Annotated in this window: 23 protein-coding genes and 1 pseudogene; 20 read left to right on the top strand and 4 right to left on the bottom strand. The window is 39.8% G+C overall.

Translation table 11 applies throughout. The annotated features are described in order from the left end of the window. Positions 1-4: 4 nt before the first annotated feature. Entirely contained in the window at positions 5-856 is an 852-nt protein-coding gene (locus F985_RS15370; protein WP_004702440.1) for a LysR family transcriptional regulator, read from the bottom strand. Positions 857-1,125: 269 nt separating this feature from the next. Here F985_RS15370 and F985_RS15365 point away from each other — a divergent pair, with 269 nt between their 5' ends. The 3 genes from F985_RS15365 (at position 1,126) to F985_RS15355 (ending at position 4,077) form a co-directional block, all read left to right on the top strand. Further along, positions 1,126-1,608, top strand: coding sequence for a nucleoside deaminase (locus F985_RS15365; protein ID WP_004702439.1), 483 nt, complete (start codon positions 1,126-1,128; stop codon positions 1,606-1,608). Then, positions 1,608-2,789: a cyanate transporter gene (locus F985_RS15360; RefSeq protein ID WP_004702437.1), complete on the top strand. Its 1,182-nt coding sequence runs from the start codon at positions 1,608-1,610 to the stop codon at positions 2,787-2,789. The genes F985_RS15365 and F985_RS15360 overlap by 1 nt, the downstream gene beginning before the upstream one ends. A 130-nt stretch (positions 2,790-2,919) precedes the next feature. Next, on the top strand, positions 2,920-4,077 hold the full coding sequence (locus F985_RS15355) for a winged helix-turn-helix domain-containing protein (RefSeq protein WP_004702436.1): 1,158 nt from the start codon (positions 2,920-2,922) through the stop codon (positions 4,075-4,077). A gap of 67 nt (positions 4,078-4,144) precedes the next feature. Here F985_RS15355 and F985_RS15350 read toward each other — a convergent pair whose 3' ends face one another. Beyond that, on the bottom strand, positions 4,145-4,600 hold the full coding sequence (locus F985_RS15350) for a GNAT family N-acetyltransferase (RefSeq protein ID WP_004702434.1): 456 nt from the start codon (positions 4,598-4,600) through the stop codon (positions 4,145-4,147). A 112-nt stretch (positions 4,601-4,712) separates the two neighbouring features. Here F985_RS15350 and pdxR point away from each other — a divergent pair, with 112 nt between their 5' ends. Further along, on the top strand, positions 4,713-6,188 hold the full coding sequence (gene pdxR, locus F985_RS15345) for a MocR-like pyridoxine biosynthesis transcription factor PdxR (RefSeq protein WP_004702433.1): 1,476 nt from the start codon (positions 4,713-4,715) through the stop codon (positions 6,186-6,188). 293 nt (positions 6,189-6,481) lie between these two features. Here pdxR and F985_RS15340 read toward each other — a convergent pair whose 3' ends face one another. Beyond that, complete coding sequence (locus F985_RS15340; protein ID WP_004702432.1) at positions 6,482-7,141, bottom strand: epoxyqueuosine reductase QueH; 660 nt, start codon at positions 7,139-7,141, stop codon at positions 6,482-6,484. Positions 7,142-7,565: 424 nt separating this feature from the next. Between F985_RS15340 and F985_RS15335 the strand changes: the two genes are divergently transcribed. The 4 genes and pseudogenes from F985_RS15335 (at position 7,566) to F985_RS15325 (ending at position 10,965) form a co-directional block, all read left to right on the top strand. Further along, positions 7,566-7,853 (top strand): hypothetical protein, encoded by a 288-nt coding sequence (locus F985_RS15335; protein ID WP_004702430.1) that lies wholly within the window; start codon positions 7,566-7,568, stop codon positions 7,851-7,853. Positions 7,854-8,048: 195 nt separating this feature from the next. Continuing rightward, positions 8,049-8,501, top strand: a pseudogene (gene soxR / locus F985_RS0104490) (redox-sensitive transcriptional activator SoxR). A gap of 160 nt (positions 8,502-8,661) precedes the next feature. Next, on the top strand, positions 8,662-9,096 hold the full coding sequence (locus tag F985_RS15330) for an I78 family peptidase inhibitor (protein WP_004702427.1): 435 nt from the start codon (positions 8,662-8,664) through the stop codon (positions 9,094-9,096). Positions 9,097-9,585: 489 nt separating this feature from the next. Continuing rightward, positions 9,586-10,965, top strand: coding sequence for an L-serine ammonia-lyase (locus F985_RS15325; protein WP_004702426.1), 1,380 nt, complete (start codon positions 9,586-9,588; stop codon positions 10,963-10,965). Between the two features lie 43 nt (positions 10,966-11,008). On the opposite strand, the gene paaZ is transcribed toward F985_RS15325, so the two are convergent. After that, entirely contained in the window at positions 11,009-13,111 is a 2,103-nt protein-coding gene (paaZ, locus tag F985_RS15320) for a phenylacetic acid degradation bifunctional protein PaaZ (protein ID WP_004702423.1), read from the bottom strand. A 265-nt stretch (positions 13,112-13,376) separates the two neighbouring features. Between paaZ and paaA the strand changes: the two genes are divergently transcribed. Genes paaA through F985_RS15260 form a run of 12 tightly spaced genes read left to right on the top strand, consistent with a single transcriptional unit; the run spans position 13,377 to position 24,284 of the window. Further along, positions 13,377-14,315 carry a 1,2-phenylacetyl-CoA epoxidase subunit PaaA gene (paaA, locus tag F985_RS15315; protein WP_004702421.1) on the top strand — a complete coding sequence of 313 codons (939 nt, stop codon included), beginning with the start codon at positions 13,377-13,379 and terminating at the stop codon, positions 14,313-14,315. Positions 14,316-14,347: 32 nt separating this feature from the next. Next, positions 14,348-14,638, top strand: a complete 291-nt coding sequence (gene paaB / locus F985_RS15310; RefSeq protein WP_000389648.1) for a 1,2-phenylacetyl-CoA epoxidase subunit PaaB — start codon at positions 14,348-14,350, stop codon at positions 14,636-14,638. A 12-nt stretch (positions 14,639-14,650) separates the two neighbouring features. Next, the gene (gene paaC, locus F985_RS15305) at positions 14,651-15,406 is read left to right on the top strand and encodes a 1,2-phenylacetyl-CoA epoxidase subunit PaaC (protein ID WP_004702419.1); all 756 of its coding nucleotides are present in this window, start codon (positions 14,651-14,653) and stop codon (positions 15,404-15,406) included. 16 nt (positions 15,407-15,422) lie between these two features. Continuing rightward, positions 15,423-15,923, top strand: coding sequence for a 1,2-phenylacetyl-CoA epoxidase subunit PaaD (gene paaD, locus F985_RS15300; RefSeq protein WP_004702418.1), 501 nt, complete (start codon positions 15,423-15,425; stop codon positions 15,921-15,923). Positions 15,924-15,946: 23 nt separating this feature from the next. Continuing rightward, positions 15,947-17,008 carry a 1,2-phenylacetyl-CoA epoxidase subunit PaaE gene (gene paaE, locus F985_RS15295; RefSeq protein WP_004702417.1) on the top strand — a complete coding sequence of 354 codons (1,062 nt, stop codon included), beginning with the start codon at positions 15,947-15,949 and terminating at the stop codon, positions 17,006-17,008. An 8-nt stretch (positions 17,009-17,016) separates the two neighbouring features. Beyond that, positions 17,017-17,790 (top strand): enoyl-CoA hydratase-related protein, encoded by a 774-nt coding sequence (locus F985_RS15290; protein ID WP_004702416.1) that lies wholly within the window; start codon positions 17,017-17,019, stop codon positions 17,788-17,790. Further along, positions 17,790-18,581 carry a 2-(1,2-epoxy-1,2-dihydrophenyl)acetyl-CoA isomerase PaaG gene (gene paaG, locus F985_RS15285; protein ID WP_004702414.1) on the top strand — a complete coding sequence of 264 codons (792 nt, stop codon included), beginning with the start codon at positions 17,790-17,792 and terminating at the stop codon, positions 18,579-18,581. The genes F985_RS15290 and paaG overlap by 1 nt, the downstream gene beginning before the upstream one ends. Before the next feature lie 2 nt (positions 18,582-18,583). Next, positions 18,584-20,122 (top strand): 3-hydroxyacyl-CoA dehydrogenase, encoded by a 1,539-nt coding sequence (locus F985_RS15280; RefSeq protein ID WP_004702412.1) that lies wholly within the window; start codon positions 18,584-18,586, stop codon positions 20,120-20,122. 12 nt (positions 20,123-20,134) lie between these two features. Beyond that, positions 20,135-21,343, top strand: a complete 1,209-nt coding sequence (gene pcaF / locus F985_RS15275) for a 3-oxoadipyl-CoA thiolase (protein ID WP_004702410.1) — start codon at positions 20,135-20,137, stop codon at positions 21,341-21,343. A gap of 40 nt (positions 21,344-21,383) precedes the next feature. Next, a complete protein-coding gene (paaK, locus tag F985_RS15270) occupies positions 21,384-22,673 on the top strand; it encodes a phenylacetate--CoA ligase PaaK (protein ID WP_004702409.1) in 1,290 nt (429 codons plus the stop codon). Between the two features lie 53 nt (positions 22,674-22,726). Then, on the top strand, positions 22,727-23,692 hold the full coding sequence (paaX, locus tag F985_RS15265) for a phenylacetic acid degradation operon negative regulatory protein PaaX (protein WP_000062822.1): 966 nt from the start codon (positions 22,727-22,729) through the stop codon (positions 23,690-23,692). Further along, positions 23,679-24,284 carry a DapH/DapD/GlmU-related protein gene (locus F985_RS15260; RefSeq protein WP_004702406.1) on the top strand — a complete coding sequence of 202 codons (606 nt, stop codon included), beginning with the start codon at positions 23,679-23,681 and terminating at the stop codon, positions 24,282-24,284. Before paaX ends, F985_RS15260 begins: the two co-directional genes overlap by 14 nt. Positions 24,285-24,321: the final 37 nt, after the last annotated feature.

Genomic DNA, 24,321 nt, shown 5'->3' with positions numbered 1-24,321 from the left:
AAGCTTAAGAGCGTGATTCGAAACGATCGTGCAATAAAGTAGTCATCTTATCAGCAAGCTGGGAAATCAACCCAGCTTTTTCCCATGTGTAAATTGAAACTACCATAGGTGAAGCATCGCCTAATGACCTATATTTACGTACACCACGACCTATAGTGGTACTTACAGGGAGTAAAGATATTCCTAAACCCGTTTCAACACTCACTAAAACACTTTCTAAACTACTGCCTGTAAAAGCAATATACCAACGTCTTCGTTCACGTTCTAAGGTTTCAAACATTTCGTCTCGATAAAGTCCTCCTTGGGGGAAAGTCACTAAACGAATTGGATCGGACATTGGTGTGGTGGTATTTTCACTTTCAAACCACGCCATTTCTTCTGGAAAAGATGCATAACAATCAGCACTAGCGGCTGGTTCTTTTACAATAATAATATCCAGCTCACCATTTCGATAACGCTCTGTTAGGTTATGGCTTAGGCCAGAAGTAACATCTAAACGAATAGACCGATGGGCTTGTGCGAACATGCCGAAAATTTCTGCCATAGCGGTACTCATCATATCTTCTGGTAAGCCAATCCGAATAGGAATACTACCTGCTGGATCTTTTAGAACGGCTTCGGCTTCTTGTTGAAGTGTCAAAATCCTTTGAGCATAACCAATTAAATATTCACCTGAGGCAGTCAATTGTAAAGGTCGTGATGTGCGATCAATAAGTGAATGACCAACAGATTCTTCAAGACGTGCCAACTGCTGACTAATCGTTGATTGTGTCAGGTGTAACTTATCAGCAGCGGCGGTAAAACTGCCACTTTCGAAAATAGTCACGAATGCACGAAGAAGACGAGGGTCAAACATAAGAATTATCACCAACTAGGCAAAGAGCGGAACGCTTAAGTATTTATAATCTTAATACAATCGATTAAATAATTTAATTTCCAAATACTTTTAAGCACGCTTATTCTAGTTCCAAATTGTTCTACTCTTAAAGTTTACTTAGATCTTTTTATACTTAAGTTTCTTATATGAATCAATCTGCTCGTTGCTACAGCATGCTTGTTCAAGCGAATACCGTGAAATTGAAAAGTTACTTCTTTTAGCAGGTGCAAAGTAGTTGAGGATAACGGATGAAAGAAAATCAAATGTTTTTACGCCAAGCCATTGAACTTGCTTATCACAATATTGAAAAGGGGGGTAGACCATTTGGCGCAGTGATTGTAAAAGATGGTCAAGTGATTGCCACGGGTGTAAATCAAATTTTGACGACTAATGATCCAACGGCTCACGCTGAATTACTTGCAATTCGTGCAGCTAGTCAAGTTTTAGGATCTGCGAACTTAGAAGGCTGCTCGGTGTATGCAAGTGGACATCCATGCCCAATGTGTATGGCTGCAATGCGTTTAGCAGGTATCAAAGCAGTTCACTATGCATATTCTAATGAAGACGGAACACCCTTTGGTTTATCTACAGCTGAAATATATGCTGATCTTGCAAAACCATTTGCTGAGCAGACTATGAAAATTGAATATGTACCTGTTCGATTTGAAGGCCGTACTGACCTATATGCACTTTGGCAAAATTATCAAACCAATAAGTCAGGCCCAGAGTAATGAAGCAGTCTGGAGCTTCCTTGGCTAGGCCGATGCTCATCGTAACAGTTGCTTTGGTTGGACTTAATTTAAGACCTTTTATGACGAGTATTGGTCCATTAGTCTCCAATATTCGGGCAGGAACTGGATTAAGTCTACAAGGAATAGCTTTACTCACTTTATTACCGATGATGTTGATGGGCGTTATTGCCTTTGTTGGTCCAATTGTACAGAGCGTGGTTGGGGAACGTAGCGTTGTTTTGGGCTCCTTACTGACTATTTTTATTGGATGCGTACTAAGATTTTTATTTCCTACTGCTGAGGGTTTAATTACCAGTGCAGTCGTGATTGGTTTAGGCGTCGCGCTGATACAAGCAGCTTTTCCTGGCATTATCAAAAGAGAGTTCAGCCAATATATTGGTCCGATGATGGGCCTTTATTCAGCCATGCTTATGGGCGGCGGCGCATTAGGCGCATGGTTAGCGCCTGTGCTCTCCAATATAACGGGTTTATGGTCTGTTGGACTGGCTTTCTTTGCTATACCAGCTGTATTGGCATTAATCTCAACATTTATTTTTTTACCTTCTATCGTAAGTTCGAATACACCTCCAGCCCCTGTAAAGATGTTGCTTAAGAAACCAAGAACATGGTTATTAATGCTGTGCTTTGGGCTCGTTAATGGTGGCTATTCCTCGGTTGTTGCTTGGTTAGCACCTTCATTTCAAGATCATGGTTGGAGTAGTGGACAAAGTGGAAAATTGCTCGCTTTACTTGCTTTAAGCCAAGCAGCATCAGCATTAATTTTGCCTATTTTAGCTAGACAATATAAAGATCGCCGTCCATGGCTATGGTTTACTCTATTCATGCAATTTGCTGGGTTTTCTGGACTTGCATTTATGCCCGAGTTTGCAGCTATTTTATGGGCAATTTGTTTAGGCATTGGCTTGGGAGGCTGTTTTGCTCTAACACTTATTGTTGCACTTGACCATTTTAAAGAACCTAGCAATGCAGGAGCTTTATCTGCACTGATGCAAGGTGGAGGTTTTTTACTTGCGGCAATACCACCTTGGGTTTTAGCAGCATTGCATGACTTTACAGGCGCTTATAAAGCGGGATGGATTTTTCATTTATGTTGTGTGCTGCTCGTGATGGCTTTAGTGGTAAGGCTGGCACCTGAAAGTTATAGCAAAATTCACCTATAAAATATGGTGTGATTAGAGAATATTACATACCTAAAGAAATGCTATTTGGCTACAAATAAGGTTAAAGAAGAGTGTTAGGATAATACTGAAATTTTTAGATTTTAAATGAATACAACAATATTTGGTTTTTATGACATCTTCATTGAAAAAAATTGCCTTACTCAAACAAGGCTTAGGAAAAAATAGTCTATTTGAGACAGGCATAGCTGGAACTTTACAGGCGATTGAGCATTTAGGATATGTGCAGATTGATACCATCTCTGTCGTTGAACGTGCTCATCACCATATATTGTGGAGCCGCGTGCCTGAGTATGATTTAAGCCATTTAAACAGTTTGGTTCGTGAGCGTCAGATTTTTGAATATTGGTATCATGCGGCGTCTTATCTTCCTATGAAAGATTATCGATATGCTTTGCCTGCCATGATGTCGGTTAAGAATGGAGAAAGTCGTTATTTCAATAGAGGTGATCAACACCTGATGAATGAAATATTGGCGCGTGTTCGTGCCGAAGGTAAAATTCGACTACGTGATATTGACAAGAAAAATAAAAAGAGTTTAGGGAATTGGTGGGATACAGGTCCGGGTCGCCGTGCTTTTCAGCAGTTATATATGCAGGGCGATCTGATGATCTGTGAGCGTAACGGCATGGAAAAAGTCTATGATTTGAGTGAACGCTGCTTGCCTGAAAATATTGATTTAAGAATGCCTTCACTTTACGAATATGCGCAGTATTTATTTAATAATACGCTTCGAGCACATGGGGCATTTACATGGAAACAATTAGTTCATTTAAAGAAAAATGATTTAAAAGAGGCTATGCGTATTGTGCTCAAAGAGCAGGTTGATGCTGGTGTTGTATCAGCGGTTAAACTTGCTGACGGTCAAACCCTATATGTAGATGCAGCTGCAATAGAACAAAAAGTGGAGACTGATTTTGGTTTAAAAATACTTTCACCTTTTGATAACTCGCTTATTCATCGTGACCGCTTAACTTGTTTATTTGAGTTTGATTATCGGATCGAATGTTATGTACCAGTAGCCAAACGGGTATTTGGATATTTCTGTTTACCTATTCTTTACCAAGATGAGTTGGTCGGCCGAATCGACTGTAAAGCACATCGGAGTGTGAAAGAGTTAGAGGTAATTAGCTTACATTTAGAAAAAACAGTAAAAGATAAAGAGCATTTCTTTTTCGAGTTAGATCAAGAACTCAAACGCTTCGCAGCATTTAACCAATGTTTAACTGTGAATGACAAAGTAAGTCAGCTTATTCGCAGCAATAAGTAAATAAACACTATTTGGGATTTAAAAATAAAACACCAAAAGAATTATAGCTTTTGGTGTTTTTACTTTTTTAGGTTAAAGACATACGGTATTCAATAACACCGGGTTTTTGTGCAATCCAGTCATATAGTTTTTGAGCTGTATGATTGGTTTCTTGGGTATGCCAGTATAAACGGTCGCAGTTTTGTTCAATGGCTTGCTTCTGAACATATTCGATAAGTTGTTTACCAATATGTTGCCCACGGGCTTCAGGTGAAACATAGAGGTCTTCTAAATAGCAGTAATTATTCTCTGCCCATGTTGAGCGATGAATAACATAATGCACAATTCCTAAAACATGTTCGTCCTGTTTGGCAACGGCACAATACACAGGTTCTTTTTCATTAAAAAAACGATCCCAAGTTATTTTTGTGACCTGAAGAGGCAAACTAACTTGGTAAAAATTTTGATAGGCAAGCCAATATTTTTCCCACTGTGAATAGTCTTGTTGCTGAACAGGGACAATTTGAATATCTTGATTTTGCATAAAAAACACACTCTATTTTTAAAGTAATAAAAATTGACAACTGAAGTGTAGTTTTGAAAGTGGTATTTTTATAAGGTACACTTTTGATATTTTTTACAGTACCAGTTTTGTTATGGCTGCTTCAATTTCTGCGCCTTTTCCACATTTAATTTTGCCAAAGGGCCAGATTAAAGACGGACTATATTCAGCTCTACGTGATGCTATTTTAGATGGAAGGCTCACTGCCGGAACAAAATTACCCTCAAGTCGTGCTTTAGCAGACATGATGTCGATTTCACGAAATTCTGTATTAGCTGCACTTGAACGGTTACTCGATGAAGGATATTTATTTACTAAACCGAGTTCAGGGACTTACGTTGTCGAGGTTGTACCAGATCAACTCATACATATCCAAGAAATTTCAAAAAAAACGACAACAAGTAAGCCTCATACCTTAAATATTAATCCGAATATAGAAGCGTTATTGGCTTCATGGCGAGAGCAGTCGTCGTCAAGTCAAAAGAAAAAAATGTTCCATGTGGGAGTGGGCTGTGTTGACTTGTTTCCGCATCAGCTTTGGGGGAAGCTATTAACTCAAGCTTGGCGACAATCTTATTATCAATTGGGTCAATTTCATGACCCTCATGGTTATTTACCACTGCGTCAGGCGATTTGCGAATATGTGCGCTCAACCCGTGGGCTGAATTGTAATGAACAGCAAATTATAATTGTAAATGGAACACAGCAGGCCATTCATTTGACTGCCTATGCCTTACTTCAAACAAATGATGAGGTGTGCCTAGATGAGCCGGGTTATGATGCAGCCTTTAATATTTTTCGAAGTTTTGGGGCTAAGGTCAATTTAATCGAGAGTGATGAAGAGGGGATGCAAGTCTCTGACATTACAGATCATTATTTAAAAAGCAAACTTGTTTACACTGCGCCATCGCATCAGTTTCCTTTAGGTGGAACTTTAAGTTTGACTCGCCGTTTTGCATTATTAGATTGGGCGAATAAAGCAGAAAAATGGATTTTTGAAGATGACTATAATAGTGAATTCCGCTATGGCACTCACCCCATCCAAGCCCTACAAGGCTTAGATCAGCAGCAACGTGTTGTTTACTCTGGTACTTTTACCAAGATGATGTTTCCTGAGTTTCGCTTAGGTTTCATGGTCGTACCTGAGGCATTAATTGAAACCTTTAGTGCTGCTAAATATTATACTGACGTGCGAAGTTCATATTTAGAACAAGTTGCTTTAGCGCTATTTATACAACAAGGTCACTATGCTAGGCATGTGCGAAAAGTTCGAAAAGCGTGCTATGAACGCCAGCAGACACTAATTAAAGCAATTAATGAGTATCTTCCACACATACTTGATGTTCAGCCCACAGACTCAGGCATTCATCTTATATGCTGGTTAAAAGGCGCATGGACTGAGCAAGAATTTATTACTCATTGTTCGACTTTAGGTTTGGCGGTTCAGCCTCTATCTCGATATTGTCAACGAACACCGAAAAAGGCTGCTGTTTTATTAGGCTATGCTGCGCATCAACCTGAGGAAATTATAGAAAATATTAAGAAATTGGCTTTAACTTTAGACAAATAAAATAGCGAGTTTTTTAAACTATATATGAAAGATTGGTTAATTTTACTTTTTAATAAATAAAGTAAATTATTCAGTAAAATTTAATAATTTTATGAAATTTAACTAAATAGCGAAAATATTTTAAATTTAAAATAATATTAATCTTATTTTAAGCTAGCTTTATTATTCTAAAAACATCAAAGCTCATCTAAGTACACCTTTTAGCCACATTCTCCAGATGTGGCTCTTTTTATGGAAAATTTAAAAAGTTAACAAAATAAATAAACTAATAAGATTAAATATATAGAATAGTTTTAATCTTCTTCCATAGCATTACTATAAAACTTAACGCCTAATTTAATACGATCTCGGCCATTACTCATACGCCAGCGATTTGTATCGCGTAAAGAATATACACAACCACAATATTCTTGTTGGTAGAACTCTTCACGTTTGCTAATTTCGATCATGCGACTAGAGCCACCATTCTTTCGCCAGTTATAGTCCCAGTATTGAATTTCCGGATAGTGAGAAGCAGCACGAATCCCACAATCATTGATTTGCGTCATATTTTTCCATCTTGAAATCCCTAATGAGCTACTGATTAAGCTAAACCCATGTTCATAAGCATATAAAGCAGTACGTTCAAAACGCATATCAAAACACATGGTACATCGGATACCGCGTTCAGGTTCATTTTCCATACCTTTGGCACGCGCAAACCAGTTGTCTGTATCATAATCTGCATCAATAAATGGAATATTATGTTTTTCTGCAAATCTAATATTTTCTTCTTTACGAATAAGATATTCTTTTATTGGATGAATATTCGGATTGTAAAAGAATATAGAAAAATTTATTTCGGATTCAATTAATGCTTCCATTACTTCACCTGAGCAAGGCGCACAGCATGAATGAAGTAATAGTTTATTATGTCCTAATGGGAGCTCGATTTTTTGACGTTGAATGGTCATAATTTAAAAATTAACTTATGTTTCTATATATTTTAAGTTTTTTAAAATCATATTGTAATGATTTTTTTTCAATTTAAGATGAAAATTTTTATTTTTTATTTTGTAATATTAATTTGGATTAAATAAAATTCAACGCTATTAATATAATAAATATATTATATTAACCTAATATCAATGAGGTGATTTTTAATTTTATAGCAAGAAAAATTATGGGTCACTAGAAATGATGATAATTCTACATTGCTGTAACTATTTGTCTTTTAGGTATTTATTTTTCATATTTTGATTGGAAATTAGTGTGATGGGTGTCACAAATAAGTATTATTTTTTAAAATTCAATTATTTTTTAGATTTATGTTTTTAATAATTTTATAATATAACAGCTATTATGTTTTTCTAATTTGAGTATGTGATATTTTAAGATATGGACGATTGGCAATGTAAGTATTGTAATGGTTACATTATGGTTAATCATTCAAAGATAGGAGTAGGAGAAAAAGTTTACTTTTTGGTATATAAATTCGATGCAAAAAATGAAAGAAAAAAATTATATAAAAAAGGAATAGTGATTGCTCGTTGCGATAATATTTTACATATCGAATCAAGAAAAAAGACATATAAAATTGAAGAAGCTAAAGTCTATCCATTAGGTGCTCCTATGCCATTTGTTTACAACATGTTTTGGATATGTGGCTGTGAAAGAAGGCAATAGCATTTTATAAGGTCTAATAAAATTTAACTTCAAAACATTGTCTGTTTTTTATGAATTATTGAGTGCTAAATACTTTTACTAAATTTTAGTTGTTATAAACAATCCCATAAATGAATGATTAAAATTTATATTTCTCATTTGACAAAGTTTTCTCATGCTTTTATAAAACCTCAACTAAACTTGAGATTAATAAAAATGACTGAAACGAATCAGAGCCGTTTGTTGACTGTAGGTGAAGTTGCAAAGCGTAGTGGCGTTGCCGTTTCAACACTTCATTTTTATGAATCAAAAGGTTTAATTAAAAGTATTAGGACCAATGGAAATCAACGCCGTTTTACTTTAGTAGTTTTGCGTTACATAGCGATCATTAAAATTGCGCAAACTGTGGGTATTCCACTAGAGGAAATTAAACAAGCTTTAAGCTAGTACCCAATGGGATCTAAATTAACTGCACAGCAATGGAAAGAGTTATCTCTTGACTGGCGGAAAAATTTGGATGATCGTATTCAAAAGCTTACGCGGCTGCGAGATGAGATGGATTGGTGTATTGGCTGTGGATGCTTGTCATTAGAACAATGTCCTTTAAGAAACCCAGATGATGTATTGGGACAAGAAGGCGTTGGAGCACGTATTTTAGAAAGGTCGTAGCTCATACATCTGTTGCTTGATCTTATTCATCATAATTTACCGCTTGGAATAATTCATTATTTTGTAAGTTACTCTCTATGAAGGTTTTTTATTGTAAACAAGTCATATAAAACATGAGTTTTTTTGATATCTTTAGCTTTTTTAGTAAGAAGTAAAATTTATGAAAAAAACAATCTTTCTTGGATTAGCGCTTGTTTCGTTAACGGCTTGCTCAGCAGTACAACATAAAGAGTCAACTCCACCAAAAATTGGTTCACCAAACCCAGCAAGTAAATATTGTGTTGATCAAGGTGGAAAATTAGAAATTAGAAATGAAGCAAATGGTCAGGTTGGTTACTGTCATTTGCCAAATGGTCAAGTGGTCGAAGAGTGGAAATTATTCCGCGACAACCAAGCTAACTGTGTAGCTGAAGAAGCTCAAAAATTAGTAGGTCAGTCTGGCTTAACTGATGACCAAATCAAACAAACAACCAAGTCAGAAATTGTACGTAGAGTCGCTCCAGGTCAGCCAATGACAATGGATTATCGTACAAACCGTGTCACTGTTACCATTGATCCATCAACTAAAAAAATTACCAACGCGAACTGTGGTTAATTTTTAAATTAAAATTTGAACCAAGATCTAATGAACAAGCCTGTCAAAAGATGGGCTTTTATTATTTTTCAGCTATTCAAAAAAAAGCCCCTAGCGGACTAGAGGCAGAAAAACTTCAGATGCAAGAACAGGTGAATTATGCATCTGAGTTAAGTAGGTTGTATCAAACCATGTAAAGCACTTTACCAGTAAAAATGAGTAAAAATAGGGGCGTGCGACTAATGGCTAATATATGCTGTTTGTTATTTATACAAATTGATGTATTAAATTAATTTAAGAATCGTTTTAAACATCTACTAAAAAAAGAAGTCTTAAAATTTATGACTATGGACTCATGAGCTTAGGGTTCTTGTTCAACCGTTGTCTTTTTGTGCGACTACCCAAGAGTTATTCGTGATTTGTATTTGGCTTAATGATAATTTTAGAGCTATCCGCAAGGACACAATAATGACGAACATACGAATAATAATGAATCTAAGGTAGGACCCAGTGTTTATTAGTGTATTTGATCTTTTTAAAATTGGCATCGGCCCATCTAGCTCCCATACAGTTGGACCCATGCGAGCGGCATACAGTTTTGTAGATGATTTATTTAAACAAAACAATTTACAAGCAACGGTTAGAGTTCAGGTGAAGTTATACGGTTCGCTTGCAGCAACGGGTGTTGGTCATGCAACAGACAAGGCTGTTCTGTTAGGTTTAATGGGCTTTGACCCTGAACATATCGATACTCAATTGAGCACAAGCTTGATTGAAGATGTTATTGAAAATAAAGCCATCCAGCTTAATCAACAAAAGAGTATTTGTTTTGACTATAAGCATGATGTGCTTTTTTTAGATGAATCTTTGCCTTATCACCCCAATGCAATGGAACTGATTGCCTATAATGAAGCCGAAGAAACTTTGTACGCAGAAACTTATTATTCGGTTGGTGGTGGTTTTATTGTTAGTCAAAGGCAATTAACACAAACCCAGACTGAAACCAATGACGTTAAGGTTCCATATCCATTTCACAGTGCGGCTGAACTTTTAAGCTTATGTAAAACTCATCATTTATCAGTGAGTGAGTTAATGCTTGAAAATGAAAAAAGCTGGCGTAGTGAAGCTGAGATTCGTAGCAAGATTATGGAAATCTGGAAAGTGATGCAGCAGTGCATTCACAACGGATTAATTAATGAAGGCATATTACCGGGCGGATTAAACGTAAAACGTCGGGCTAAAAAAATTCACGATAAGTTATTAAATAAGAAAAACTCAAACCTGATTGTGACGACTTTCCATGCGATGGAATGGGTCAATTTATTTGCCTTAGCGGTAAATGAAGAAAATGCTGCTGGCGGTCGCGTGGTGACGGCACCTACAAATGGAGCAGCAGGGATTATTCCGGCGGTCTTATATTACTACGTGACTTTTTCTAAAGACTTTTCTGAAGATAAAGTGGTTCGCTTTTTTCTAAGTGCGGCAGCCGTCGGCATTTTATGTAAACTCAATGCTTCTATTTCTGGTGCAGAAGTAGGGTGTCAGGGAGAAGTTGGCTCAGCATGTGCGATGGCTTCGGCGGGTTTAGCCGAGATTTTAGGAGCATCTCCTGAGCAAGTGGAGCATGCGGCTGAAATTGGGCTTGAACATAACTTGGGTTTAACGTGTGACCCGATTGGTGGTTTGGTTCAGGTACCTTGTATTGAACGAAATGCGATTGCGGCTGTAAAAGCGATTAATGCAGCACAAATGGCACTTCATGATGAAGGTGAGCATTTTGTGACTTTAGATAAAGTTATTCAGACCATGAAGGAAACAGGCAAAGATATGTCTGAGAAATATAAAGAAACTTCAAAAGGTGGCCTCGCTGTTAACGCGATTGAGTGTTAAAAAAATGAGATGGGGACGAGGTGGCCCCATCTCATTTTAAACATTAAGCCTCGCGAGCAACTAAAGTTAAAATGTCGTAAGTTGCGACAAGTTCACCGCGTTGGTTTTTGACTTTAATATCCCATACCACAACCCCATGTGCAGGCTGAGATGGGTCTTTTTGTGGTTTAGGTGTTTTCTGTTTACATGTGAGTTCAACCTGTATTGAGTCTCCAATTTTAACCGGTTCAACAAAGCGTAAGTTGTCCATACCGTAGTTGGCAATCACAGGGCCTTGTGCTGCATCTACAAATAGACCTGCTGCGGCAGACACAATGAAATATCCATGTGCAACACGCTCACCAAAGAAAGACTCGGCAGCTGCAATTTTGTCGGTATGAGCATAGAAATAGTCACCGCTTAAACCAGCAAAGTTAACAATATCTGCTTCGCTTACGGTGCGACGCGCCGTTAATAAACGTTCACCAATGACCAGTTCATCAAATGACTTTTTAAATGGATGTACACGGTCTTCATTAACTTTTGAGCCAGCAGTCCATGAGTGAGTAATTTGCGTCAGGCTATTTGGAGAACCTTGAATTGCAGTACGCTGCATGTAGTGTTTAACGGCGCGAATACCACCTAACTCTTCACCGCCACCTGCACGGCCAGGTCCGCCGTGTACTAAATGTGGAAGTGGTGAACCATGTCCGGTACTTTCTTTTGCTGACTCTGCATCGAGTACATGCACACGGCCATGCCAAGGCGCAATTTTTTGAATAATTTGCTCAATATTTTCATCGTTATTTTTAACGACTGAAGCCACTAAGCTACCTTCGCCACGTGACACGAGGTCAGCCAACTCTTCAATGTTGTTGTATGGCATGAGTGTACATACTGGACCGAAAGCTTCTGTCGTATGAACATGTGCCGCTTGCAAAGGTTGTTCGCATAACAATAAAGTTGGAGCGAAAAAAGCACCTTTTTCAGGATGATCTGCATTAAATGTAAAGCTAGTGCTGTCACCAAAAACAATTTTTGCATCTTTGCTGAGTTCAGCAACTTTTTCTGCAACGTCATGTTTTTGTTTAATACTCGCTAAAGCGCCCATGGTGGTTTCTTCTTTTTGCGGGTCACCCACCACAACTTTAGCAAGTTTGGCAGTTAGCTTTTCTTGCACAGTCGCTAACAAGTTTTCAGGAACGAAAGCGCGACGAATGGCAGTACATTTTTGGCCTGCTTTTGTGGTCATTTCACGGAAGACTTCACGCACAAATAAATCAATCGTTTCTTCATTTGCATCAGGGCTTAAAATTGCACTGTTTACCGAGTCAGCTTCCATGCTAAATGGAATTGAATATTTATTGAGGTGAGGGTGGTTACGCAGTTTTTGGCCGGTGAAGGCAGAACCCGTAAACGTAACACAATCTTGTGGCCCTAAATGCTCTAACAGGTCATAAGTCTGTCCGCAAATTAGTTGTAGTGAGCCTTTTGGTAAGACATGTGCTTCTTCAATGGCTTTTACAACAGCTTGAGTTAATTGAGAGCCATCGGTTGCAGGTTTCACAATACATGGCACGCCTGCAAGAAGAGTTGGTGCAATCTTTTCAAGCATTCCCCAAATCGGGAAGTTAAAAGCATTAATGTGAACGGCAACACCTGCTTTAGGACTTAAAATGTGTTTAGCACCAAAAGTTCCATTTTTAGAGAGTTGAATCCAGCTATCTTCAGTAATAATTTTTTCATCATTGAGTTCACGACGAACCAGACTTGAATAAGCAAATAAGGTCTGGATTCCACCTTCAATATCAATCCATGCATCTTTACGAGTTGCACCTGTTGCATAAGCAAGCTTGTAGAACTCTTCCTTACGCTCAAGTAAATGTTGGGCAATTTGTTTTAACGCATTTGCACGTTGGTGGAATGTCCAGTTAGCCAGTTCTGAACCATTTTGTTTGGCATATTGAACAACACGTTTCATATCAATGCCATGACTACTTACGGCATAAATCGATTCACCTGTAATGGCATGGTAAACAGGGCGTAGCTCTTCGTCAGACGAATGCCATGTTCCATAGACATAAGAAGCAAGATGAGGCAGTTGATGCTCAGACTGCTGAAAATCTGTGTCAGTTGAGATTCCTTCTAGGTGTGCTTGTTCAAGCATGACCAAACTCCTTTTTTATTTGATACGTCAATTATAAAAATTGCAAAAATATGATTCATAATTTCAGATTAATTTGTTTAAAAGTCAACTTTATTTTGATTTATAAAAGTAAAAAGGTTTTTTATAATTAGTTTAAAATTAATAATTTCAATGATTTGATGTATTTTATTGTGGTAGATTTAATTTGATACTAAAAAAGTGATTGACTTTGTTTTTGGTGTATCGAAAAATAGATTTAAGGGTAATACCTACAGGGAATGAGAGAATGGAAAACAACTACCAGAAATTTGAACAAAATATTGCCAATGAAATTACGATCGAGGCTAAGGATCAAATGCCCGATGCCTACCGCAAAACATTGATTCGTCAAATCGGGCAGCATGGCCATTCTGAAATTGTAGGTATGTTGCCTGAAGGGAACTGGATTACGCGTGCGCCGACTTTAAAACGTAAAGCGGTTTTGCTCGCGAAAGTACAAGATGAAGCAGGTCATGGTTTATATCTGTATAGCGCAGCAGAAACCTTAGGTGCTGACCGTGATGACATGATGGAAAAGTTGATTAATGGGAAAATGAAATACTCATCAATCTTTAACTATCCAACTTTGACTTGGGCAGATGTCGCTGCAATTGGTTGGCTTGTCGATGGGGCAGCCATTGTGAACCAAGTTGCGCTTTGCCGTACCTCTTACGGACCATATGCACGTGCAATGGTACGTATTTGTAAAGAAGAAAGTTTCCACCAGCGCCAAGGTTTTGAAGCCATGATGGCTTTGGCAGGCGGTACACCAGAACAAAAACAGATGGCGCAAGATGCGGTAAATCGTTATTGGTGGCCAGCACTCATGATGTTTGGTCCAAGTGATGAACACTCTCCAAACAGCGCACAAAGCATGGCGTGGAAAATCAAACGCTTTAGTAACGATGAATTACGTCAAAAGTTTGTCGATAACACCGTACCACAAGTGTTGCAACTTGGCTTGGAAGTACCAGACCCAGATTTAAAGTTCAATGAAGAAACAGGTCACTACGAGTTTGGCGAGATTGACTGGCATGAATTTAATGAAGTGATTGCTGGACGTGGACCATGTAATCACGAGCGTATCGAAGCACGCCGTAAAGCATGGGAAAACGGCAAATGGGTTCGTGATGCAGCAGTGGTCTACGCGAAAAAACAGCAGCTTGAAGCGAACAAAGTGGCTTAACAAGATTTATGGAAAAATTTGAGGAAATCAAAATGGAAGATAAAAACAACTGGTCGCTCTACGAAGTATTTGTACGTAGTAAACAAGGCTTAAGCCACCGTCACGTAGGCAGCTTAAGAGCACCTGATGATGAAATCGCACTGCAACATGCGCGTGATGTTTATACACGCCGCAATGAAGGAATTAGCATTTGGGTGGTTCGTTCAGAACTGATTAAGTCATCACAGCCAGATGAAAAAGCTGAATTTTTCGATCCTTCTTTAGACAAGGTTTATCGTCACCCGACTTTTTACCATATCCCAGACGGCATTGAGCACATGTAAGGGAGATGACACATGAATCATTCAGTTTTATCTAAATTCTTATTACATATTGGCGACAGTCAACTGGTTTTATCTCAGCGTTTGGCTGAATGGTGCGGGCATGCACCTGAGCTAGAAATTGATATTGCTTTGGCGAATATCGGTTTGGACTTGTTAGGTCAGGCAAGAAACTTTCTGACTTTGGCTGGTCAATATGATGAAGCTAAGCGTGATGAAGACCAACTTGCGTATTTCCGTACAGAACGTGAGTTTTTAAACCTCTTGTTGTGCGAACAACCTAATGGTGACTTTGCACAAACGATTGTACGCCAGTGGTTGATGGACCATTACCATCTCCATTTATTTACTACTTTAGCGCAAAGCTCACTTCCTGAACTAAGCGCGCTTGCCGTGAAATCTTTAAAAGAAGTGAAGTATCACATCCGTTTTTCAACAAGCTGGATGGAACGTTTAAGTTTAAGTACAGATGAAGCGCATCAACGTGTGCAAGATGGATTAAATAATTTATGGCGTTTTACCGCTGAATTATTTGAACTAAATGCAGATGAACAAGCATTAGTCGCACAAGGCGTAATTCCAGATTTTTCAAATAAAAAAGAACAATGGAACCAAACCATTGCAGATGAGCTTAAGCGCTTTGAATTAAATGTTGCTGTGAACGGTGCTTATCGCCGTGGTGCAAAACAAGGATTGCATACTGAGCATTTAGGTTATTTGTTGGCTGAAATGCAATGTATTCAAAGAACTTATCCGGGAATGACCTGGTAAGACAAGGAGGTGAGCCATGCAAATGATTCGTCATTGCATCGACCAATGTTGGGATGTTCTACAAACGGTCAGTGACCCTGAAATTCCGGTTTTATCGGTTGTCGATTTAGGCATGATTCGTGGTGTAGAAATTAACGATCATCAAGAAATTATTGTTCGTCTAACTCCGACATATAGCGGATGCCCAGCAACAGATATGTTGAAAGCGCAAATTGCTGAAGCCTTTACCGCAGAAGCTTTGACACCGGTCAAAGTCATGGTTGATTTGTCAGAAGCATGGACCACGGACTGGATGTCTGAAGCGGGTAAAAAGAAACTGCAAGTTTATGGCATTGCACCACCTGAAGGGTTGGCGCATCAGTGTGGTACTCACGTTCATTTAAATGATGGTGTTGAGTGCCCACGTTGCAAAAGCCGACATACCCGACTGTTAACAGAGTTTAGTTCTACCGCCTGTAAAGCACTTTATAAATGTCAGGACTGTCTTGAGCCTTTTGATTACTTCAAATGTATTTAAGTCTTTAGATAAGGAAATCAGCCATGAGCCAATTTGTACCATTAAAAGTAAAAAGTATTACGCCTCAAACCGATCAGGCAATTTGCATTGCATTTGACGTTGTACCTGAACAACAAGAACAATTCCAATTTCAACCGGGTCAACATTTAACCATTCGCCACTTAACTGAAGCTGGTGAAATCCGCCGTTGTTACTCAATTTGTAGCTATGCGGGCAAAGAAGACATCAGTATTGCGGTTAAAAAAATTGATCAGGGTCAATTTTCAAACTGGGCAAATGACCATTTGAAAGTAGGCGATGTGCTGGAAGTGATGCCACCACAAGGTGTGTTTTTTCAAAAAGCAGCCAAGATCGGCGGTCAAAATTATTTAGGCGTTGCTGCGGGCAGTGGTATTACCCCAATTTTATCCATTGTTAAGCAAGTTTTGTTTGAACAACCTGAAGCTAAATTTACCTTGCTCTATGGCAACCGCTCATGGAAACAAACCATGTTTGCCGAGCAAATTATGGATTTGAAAGATCAGTTTAAAGAACGCTTTCAACTCATCAATATCTTTTCTCGTGAGTTCAACGATAGTGAACTGATGAACGGTCGTATTGATGAAGAAAAGCTTAAACAACTTTTTGATTTTGATGTGCTTGAAACGAGTTTTGACCATGTGTTTGCCTGCGGCCCAGACGAAATGATGAATGCCGTAGAAAGTACTTTGCCAAACTATGGTATTGCAAAAGAAAAAATTCACACCGAACGTTTCCATACGGGGCAGGCTCGTAAACGTAGCGCTGAAGCGGATGCGAACCGTAAAGAAGAAAAAGTAAACATCATTTTAGATGGTCGTGAACTGATTGTTTCTGTGGCTCAAGATGATGAAAGTATTCTTGATGCGGCTTTACGTGCGGGTGCTGACTTGCCGTATGCCTGTAAAGGTGGGGTGTGTGCGACTTGCCGTTGTAAAGTTGTTTCTGGTGAAGTTGATATGTTCCTTAACTATAGCCTTGAACAAGACGAAGTTGAAAAGGGCTATGTACTGAGCTGTCAAACCTTACCGAAAGGCCCAAATGTACGTTTGAGTTTTGATGAGTAGAGGCTGTCATGCAAGAGTTGATCAAAGCCAGTACAGCTGCTGACGGTGTTTTGTTATTAACCCTAAACCGTCCAGAAAAAAGAAATGCTTTAAACAATGCAACATTGCAGTGTTTGTGCGAGTTGCTCGAAGAAGCTGAACATAATGCTCAAGTTAAAGCAGTGGTTTTAACGGGTAACTCACAATGTTTTGCTGCTGGAGCAGATCTTAGCGAGCTGGCTGCAATGGATGCCGTGTCTTTGCAACTCGATATTCGCCCGAAGCCTTGGCAAAAAATTGATGCATTTAGTAAGCCACTGATTAGTGCAGTCAATGGTTATGCCTTAGGCGCTGGGTTTGAGCTGGTTTTACATTCAGATATGGTGATTTGCGGTGAAAATGCCCGTTTTGCTTTACCTGAAATTGGCCTTGGAATGTTGCCGGGTGCAGGTGGAACACAGCGTTTAGCGCGCTTGGTGGGGCAACAACTCACTATGCGCTGGGCCATGACGGGTGAGATGATTTCGGCAAAACAGGCAGAGCAACATGGCATTTGCAGTCAAGTGGTGCCGACTGAATTAACCGTTGAATATGCGGTTCAACTTGCTGCCAAAATTGCCAAACAAGCGCCTTTAGCGATTCGCGTGATTAAACAATCAATTAAAAGTATTCATGAAACGACTTTAAGTCAGGGACTCAAGTTTGAACGTCAAAACTTTGTCTGGCTGGCGGCTACAAAAGATCGAAACGAAGGGATTAATGCTTTCTTTGAGAAAAGAAAGCCAGTGTTTAGAGGTGAGTGATGGACTATCAAAATATTATTGCTGAAGAAAAAAATGGTGTTGGCTACCTAACATTTAACCGCCCAAAAGCACTGAATAGCTTTAACGTTGATATGCACCGTGAAGTGGCTGAGGTGTTAAACCTATGGACTAAAAATCCGGATGTTCGTTGTGTTGTGATTAGTGGCGAAGGCCGAGGCTTTTGTGCAGGACAAGATTTAGGCGACCGTGTAGTAGACCCAAACGCTGAAGCTCCAGATTTAGGATATTCGATTGAAACTTACTATAACCCACTCATTAAAACGATTGTAAATATGCCAAAGCCTGTCATTTGCGCGGTAAATGGTGTGGCAGCAGGTGCAGGGGCAAATATTGCACTGGCATGTGATTTGGTGATTGCAGCTAAATCGGCAAACTTCGTACAAGCATTTTGTCGCTTAGGTTTGGTTCCAGACTCGGCGGGTACATGGTTTTTACTACGTGCTGTAGGCCATGCGCGTGCGATGGGCTTAACTTTGTTAGGTGACAAGCTCCCAGCAGAAACCGCAAAAGAATGGGGCATGATTTGGGATGTCGTTGAAGACGCAGAGCTTAAAACAAAAGTCACTGAACTCGCGGAACGTTTAGCGAAACAGCCTACTTTTGGTTTATCTCTCATTAAAAAAGCCATTCATCAATCAAGCAATAACACCTTTGAAGAGCAAATGCTGTTAGAGCGTGACTTACAACGTATTGCGGGTCGTTCAGAAGATTATCGTGAAGGTGTACAAGCCTTTATGAATAAACGTGAACCAAATTTTAAAGGGCGCTAAGCATGACAGATTTAGACTTATCTCGTGCCCGAATTGCCGTTATTGGTTCTGGCACCATGGGCATCGGCATTGCCCAGTTAGCGATCGTCAATGGGCACTCGACCGTTTTATATGATCTGGACGCTCAAAAAGCGCAACAAGCCGTTCACGGCTTAGGGCAGACATTTAAAAAGCTGGTTGAAAAGAGCAAGCTTACCCAACAGCAAGCGGATGAAGCCTTAGCGCGTTTAACGGTAGTGAATCAAGTTGATGCACTACGTGATGCTGACTTGGTCATTGAAGCAGTTGTTGAGAAAAAAGAAGTTAAACAGTCTTTATTTAAGCAACTCGCTGAAATTTGTAGTGCGCAAACTATTTTTGCAAGTAACACATCTTCAATTTCAGTGACTGCAATTTCGGCGGGCATTGCTCACCCTGAGCGTGTGGTGGGTTTACACTTCTTTAACCCTGCGCCAGTCATGAAACTGGTTGAAATTGTACAAGGCTTAAAAACACCAAACAGCTTATGTTTGGCTTTAAAAAACTTAATGCTTGGCTGGAAAAAAATTCCTGTACTCACCAAGTCGACTCCTGGTTTTATTGTTAACCGAATTGCACGTCCGTTTTATGCAGAGGGCTTTAGAACACTGCAAGAACAAGTTACCAGCTATGACCAGCTAGACTATGCCTTAAAGCAATGCGGCGGTTTTGCGATGGGGCCGTGTGAACTTACCGACCTCATTGGGCAAGATGTTAACTTTTCGGTAACCCAAAGTGTTTACCAAGAGTTCTTTTACGAACCACGCTACCGTCCAAGCCTCATTCAAAAAGAATTGGTCGATGCGGGAGCTTGGGGCCGCAAGTCAAAACAGGGCTTTTATCGCTATAACGAAAAAAATCAATACGAGACATTTCAGCCTCAAGTTGTAATTGCCAAGCCAGTTGATGCTCATATTCAGCTAAAAGGGACTTGGTCTCAGCTACCTGCATTTTTAACGCGGTTAGGTTTAAAAAGCGGATCTGCGAGCGACGACAATATCCTCCAAATTGATGATATCGACTTGCGTTTAAGCCAAGGTGAGTCAGCCAATATTCATTACCTGAGCCGTAAAGTGGTTTTAATGGATTGGCACCATGATTTTGAGCAGGCGGAAGCTTTAGTACTCAGTCATAACGAGCTTTGTGAAGCAAGTGACCTCGCTAAAGTTGAGGCTTACTTTGCGCAGTTTGGTATGAGCGTGATGTGGATTAAAGACCATCCGGCACTATTAACCTTACGCACTATCGCTTTACTCATTAATGAAGCCTGTGAAGCAAGTTTACATGGTGTTGCGAGTCTGGAAGATATTGATAATGCCATGAAATATGGAGTGAATTATCCTAAGGGGCCTTATCAGTGGTTGACACAAATGGGCGGTGCTTATGTGCTCCAAACCTTAAATAACTTATATGCACTGTATGGAGAGGAAAAATATCGCGCGAGTATCTACCTCAAGCAATACGTAGCGAAAACTCAAAACATTGCTACTCAATATTCACGTGATATGACCGAATTTGCATAATCAGGAGTCAACATGGAAGACGTTTTAATTTGCGATTTTATTCGTACCCCAATTGGACGATATGCAGGTGCCTTAAGTGCTGTACGTGCAGATGATTTAGCTGCATTGCCCATCAAATATTTAAAAGATAAACACCCGAACTTACCGTGGAATACGGTAGACGAAGTGTTTTTAGGGTGTGCTAACCAAGCAGGTGAAGACAACCGTAACGTTGCACGTATGGCAACACTCTTGGCAGGCTTACCTGATACAGTACCAGCGATGACCGTCAATCGTTTGTGTGCTTCTGGTTTAGACGCAGTAGGACTTGCTGCACGCTCAATTAAAGCAGGTGAAGCACAATTCGTTTTGGCAGGTGGTGTTGAGTCAATGAGCCGAGCGCCATTTGTACAAGCTAAACCAACCGAAGCGTTTAGCCGTACACCTGAAATTTATGACACCACCATTGGCTGGCGCTTTGTAAACAAGCAGCTTAAAGCGCAATACGGCACCGACAGCATGCCGGAAACTGCCGAAAATGTAGCTGAAAAATATCAGATCAGTCGTGAAGACCAAGATGCGTTTGCATTGCGTAGTCAACAAAAAACGGCTGCTGCTCAACAAAACGGTTTTTTTACCGACGAGATTTTGCCTGTCGAGATTGTAGATCGTAAGAAAAACGTGAACGTTGTTAATCGCGATGAACATCCGCGTGAAACAACACTTGAAGCACTCGCAAAACTAAAAGCGCCATTTAAAAAAGAAGGTGGTTCGGTGACTGCTGGAAATGCCTCTGGTGTAAATGATGGTGCCGCGTGTGTGTTAATTACCAACCGTGAATTTGCAGATACACATGGTTTAAAACCTTTAGCACGTGTGATTGGCATTGCAAGTGCAGGGGTTGAACCCAAATATATGGGTATAGGTCCTGTTCCGGCTGTACAGAAAATTTTAAAGCAAACAGGTTTAACGCTAGATCAGATGGACGTGATTGAACTGAATGAAGCATTCGCAGCCCAATCTTTGGCTTGTATGCGTGAACTTGGTCTAAAAGATGACGATGAACGCGTGAACCCAAATGGTGGTGCGATTGCATTAGGCCATCCGCTAGGTATGAGCGGTACACGTTTAGTGATTACGGCAACACGTGAGCTTAAAAAACGCGGTGGACGTTATGCACTTTGCACGATGTGTGTGGGTGTTGGGCAAGGTGTTGCACTGATTTTGGAAAACTTAAATTAATTCAGACGGTTTTAAAAATTACATAATGAGGAGATAGGCGATGGACAGCCTTACAACGGATAATGTTGAACAATTAACACTTGCAGAGCTTAGAGAGCTGCAAACTAAACGGTTAAAACAAACCCTGACTTTTGTATATGAAAATAGTCCGGTCTATAAGAAAAAGTTCGATGAAGCAGGTGTACATCCTGATGACTTCGTGACTTTAGACGATCTGGCAAAGTTTCCATTTACCACCAAACAGGATTTAAGAGACAACTATCCGTTTGGAATGTTTGCTGTACCGCAAGAGCAAATTGTGCGTTTACATGCATCATCGGGCACAACGGGTAAACCGACCGTGGTGGGTTATACCCAAAAAGATATTAATACTTGGTCGGACATTGTTGCACGTTGCTTACGCATGGCAGGTTTAACCGCGAAAGATATGGTTCAGGTTGCTTATGGCTATGGACTATTTACAGGTGGTCTAGGTGCACATTATGGTGCCGAGCGCTTAGGTGCAACGGTTATTCCAATGTCTGGCGGCCAAACTGAAAAGCAAGTTCAGCTTATTCAAGACTTTAAGCCTACTGCAATTATGGTTACGCCATCGTATTGCGTGAGCATTATTGAAAAGCTCGAGCAACAATTTGGTACTGCGCGTAATACGTCTTTAAAAGTGGGTATTTTTGGTGCTGAGCCATGGACCAACGAACTGCGCCGTGAAATTGAAGAGCGCCTAAATATTAAAGCACTCGATATTTATGGTTTGTCTGAAGTAATGGGGCCGGGCGTTGCGATGCAGTGCCTAGGTGAGGGTGAAGGACTAACTATTTGGGAAGATCATTTCTACCCAGAAATTATTAACCCTGAAACAGGTGAAGTTTGTAAAGATGGTGAACTTGGCGAGCTAGTCTTTACCACCATTACCAAAGAAGGCTTACCAATTATTCGTTACCGTACCCGTGATTTAACCCGTTTACTCGCTGGAGAAAATCTGGCAATGCGTAAAATGGATAAAATTGTGGGCCGTAGTGACGACATGCTGATTATTCGCGGCGTGAACGTTTTCCCGACTCAAATTGAAGAGCAAATTTTGCAAGTTCCACATTTAGTTCCAAATTATGAAATTTTGGTGACTAAAAAAGGCCATATGGATACTTTGCATATTCGTACAGAGATGTGTCATAACTGTAATATACAGGCCAATCAACTTGCTCAGGAGTTGATGAAACGCATTAAAACCATGATTGGGATTAGCGTTACTGTAGAAGTTGTTACAGAAGCGACCTTACCTCGTTCGGAAGGAAAGGCAAAGCGGGTAATCGATATGCGTCAGATTGCTTAACATCAAGATCATTCAGGGTATAGAATCTATACCCTGAAACTAAACGCCAAGACATGAGTATGAGTGCAAAAATACAGCAAATAATTGATTCTGTTGTAAAGAATGAAACCTTAAGTGGAACTTCGCTTATTTCGACAATTTTTGGAGATTCAGTACTTCATCGGGGTGGAAACATTAGTCTTGCAAGCCTGATTCAGTTATTAGAGCTATTTGGTTTTAATGACCGTGCTGTAAGAACCTCTGTTTTTCGTTTAGTTAAAAATGATTGGTTATGTTCGGACAAAATTGGCAGAACCAGTTTTTATCGAATTACCGATTCAAGCCGTTCGACTTATTTGCAGGCCGAGCAACGTATTTATAACGACCAGATGAAAGAGTGGGACCATTATTGGGATCTTATTCTGATGTCTAGCCTCGATACTGAAAATAAAGCGTTGTTAAAGAAAGAACTCGAATGGTTAGGGTTTGCCAATATTTCGACAAACTTAATGGCTTATCCGGGTTGTAACCGTATTGAACTGCAACGGTTGTTGGTTGACTTAAATATGAGTGAGCAAGTGGTGGTGTTTAAAGCCGAAACCTTGCAGCTCTTTAATAATTCGGTCGATACCATTGGTCGTATGCTCAGAACCAACTGGCCAATTGATGAATTACGCCAAAGATATTTACAGTTTCTCGATATTTTTAGAGAAATTGGCGTGTTGCTGATGCAGGAAAACGAACAACTCGAACCTGTTCAGGCCTTTCAAATTCGAACTTTGCTCATTCATTATTATCGACGGATTTTATTGAAAGACCCTGCATTGCCGCTTGAGTTATTGCCAACTGACTGGCCTGCGATTAGTGCACGAACTTTATCAATGAATATTTATAAAAAAGTATTTGAACCTGCGGATGAATACTTCTTGTCTGTTGCCGCAACAGCAGAAGGACCAATGCCAAATGCCACAGCACATTATTGGCGCCGTTTCGGAGGTTTGGTGGCGACAAATGAGAGGTTAAATCATGCCTTGTTATAGTATTGACGGTGTTATTCCAGTGGTTAGCCCAGAAGCTTTTGTACACCCAACTGCTGTTTTAATTGGTGATGTGATTATTGAAGCGGGTGTATATGTAGGGCCATTTGCCTCATTGCGTGCCGATTTTGGTCGTATTCATATTAAGCAAAATGCCAATATACAAGATAGCTGCACCGTACATGGTTTTCCGCAAAGCGTGACTTTAGTTGAGGAAATGGGGCACATTGGGCATGGCACAACTTTACATGGTTGCCGTATTGGAAAAAATGTTTTGGTCGGCATGAACAGTGTAATTTTGGACTATGCCGAAATTGGTGAAAACACCATTATTGGCGCAAATAGCCTGGTTAAAACCAAAGATATTATTCCGGCAAATGTATTGGCAATGGGTAGTCCTGCCAAGGTTGCACGTGATTTATCAGAACAAGAAAAAAAATGGAAAACCAGAGGCACACAAGAATACATTGAGCTTGCACAGCGCTGCTTAAATTCAATGCAAGAAGTTCAGCCTTTAAGCTCAGAGTCAGATGACCGCCTGACCTATAAGGACTTTAACTCTTCAAATTATCAGATTAAACAAGATAGCGTTTAACGGCTTTTAAACAGTCGATTTCAATACACATGAGTTC

Origin of the sequence: Acinetobacter seifertii (genome assembly GCF_000368065.1) — a bacterium.
GTDB lineage: Bacteria > Pseudomonadota > Gammaproteobacteria > Pseudomonadales > Moraxellaceae > Acinetobacter > Acinetobacter seifertii.
This window is presented reverse-complemented; position numbering and strand designations above follow the sequence as displayed.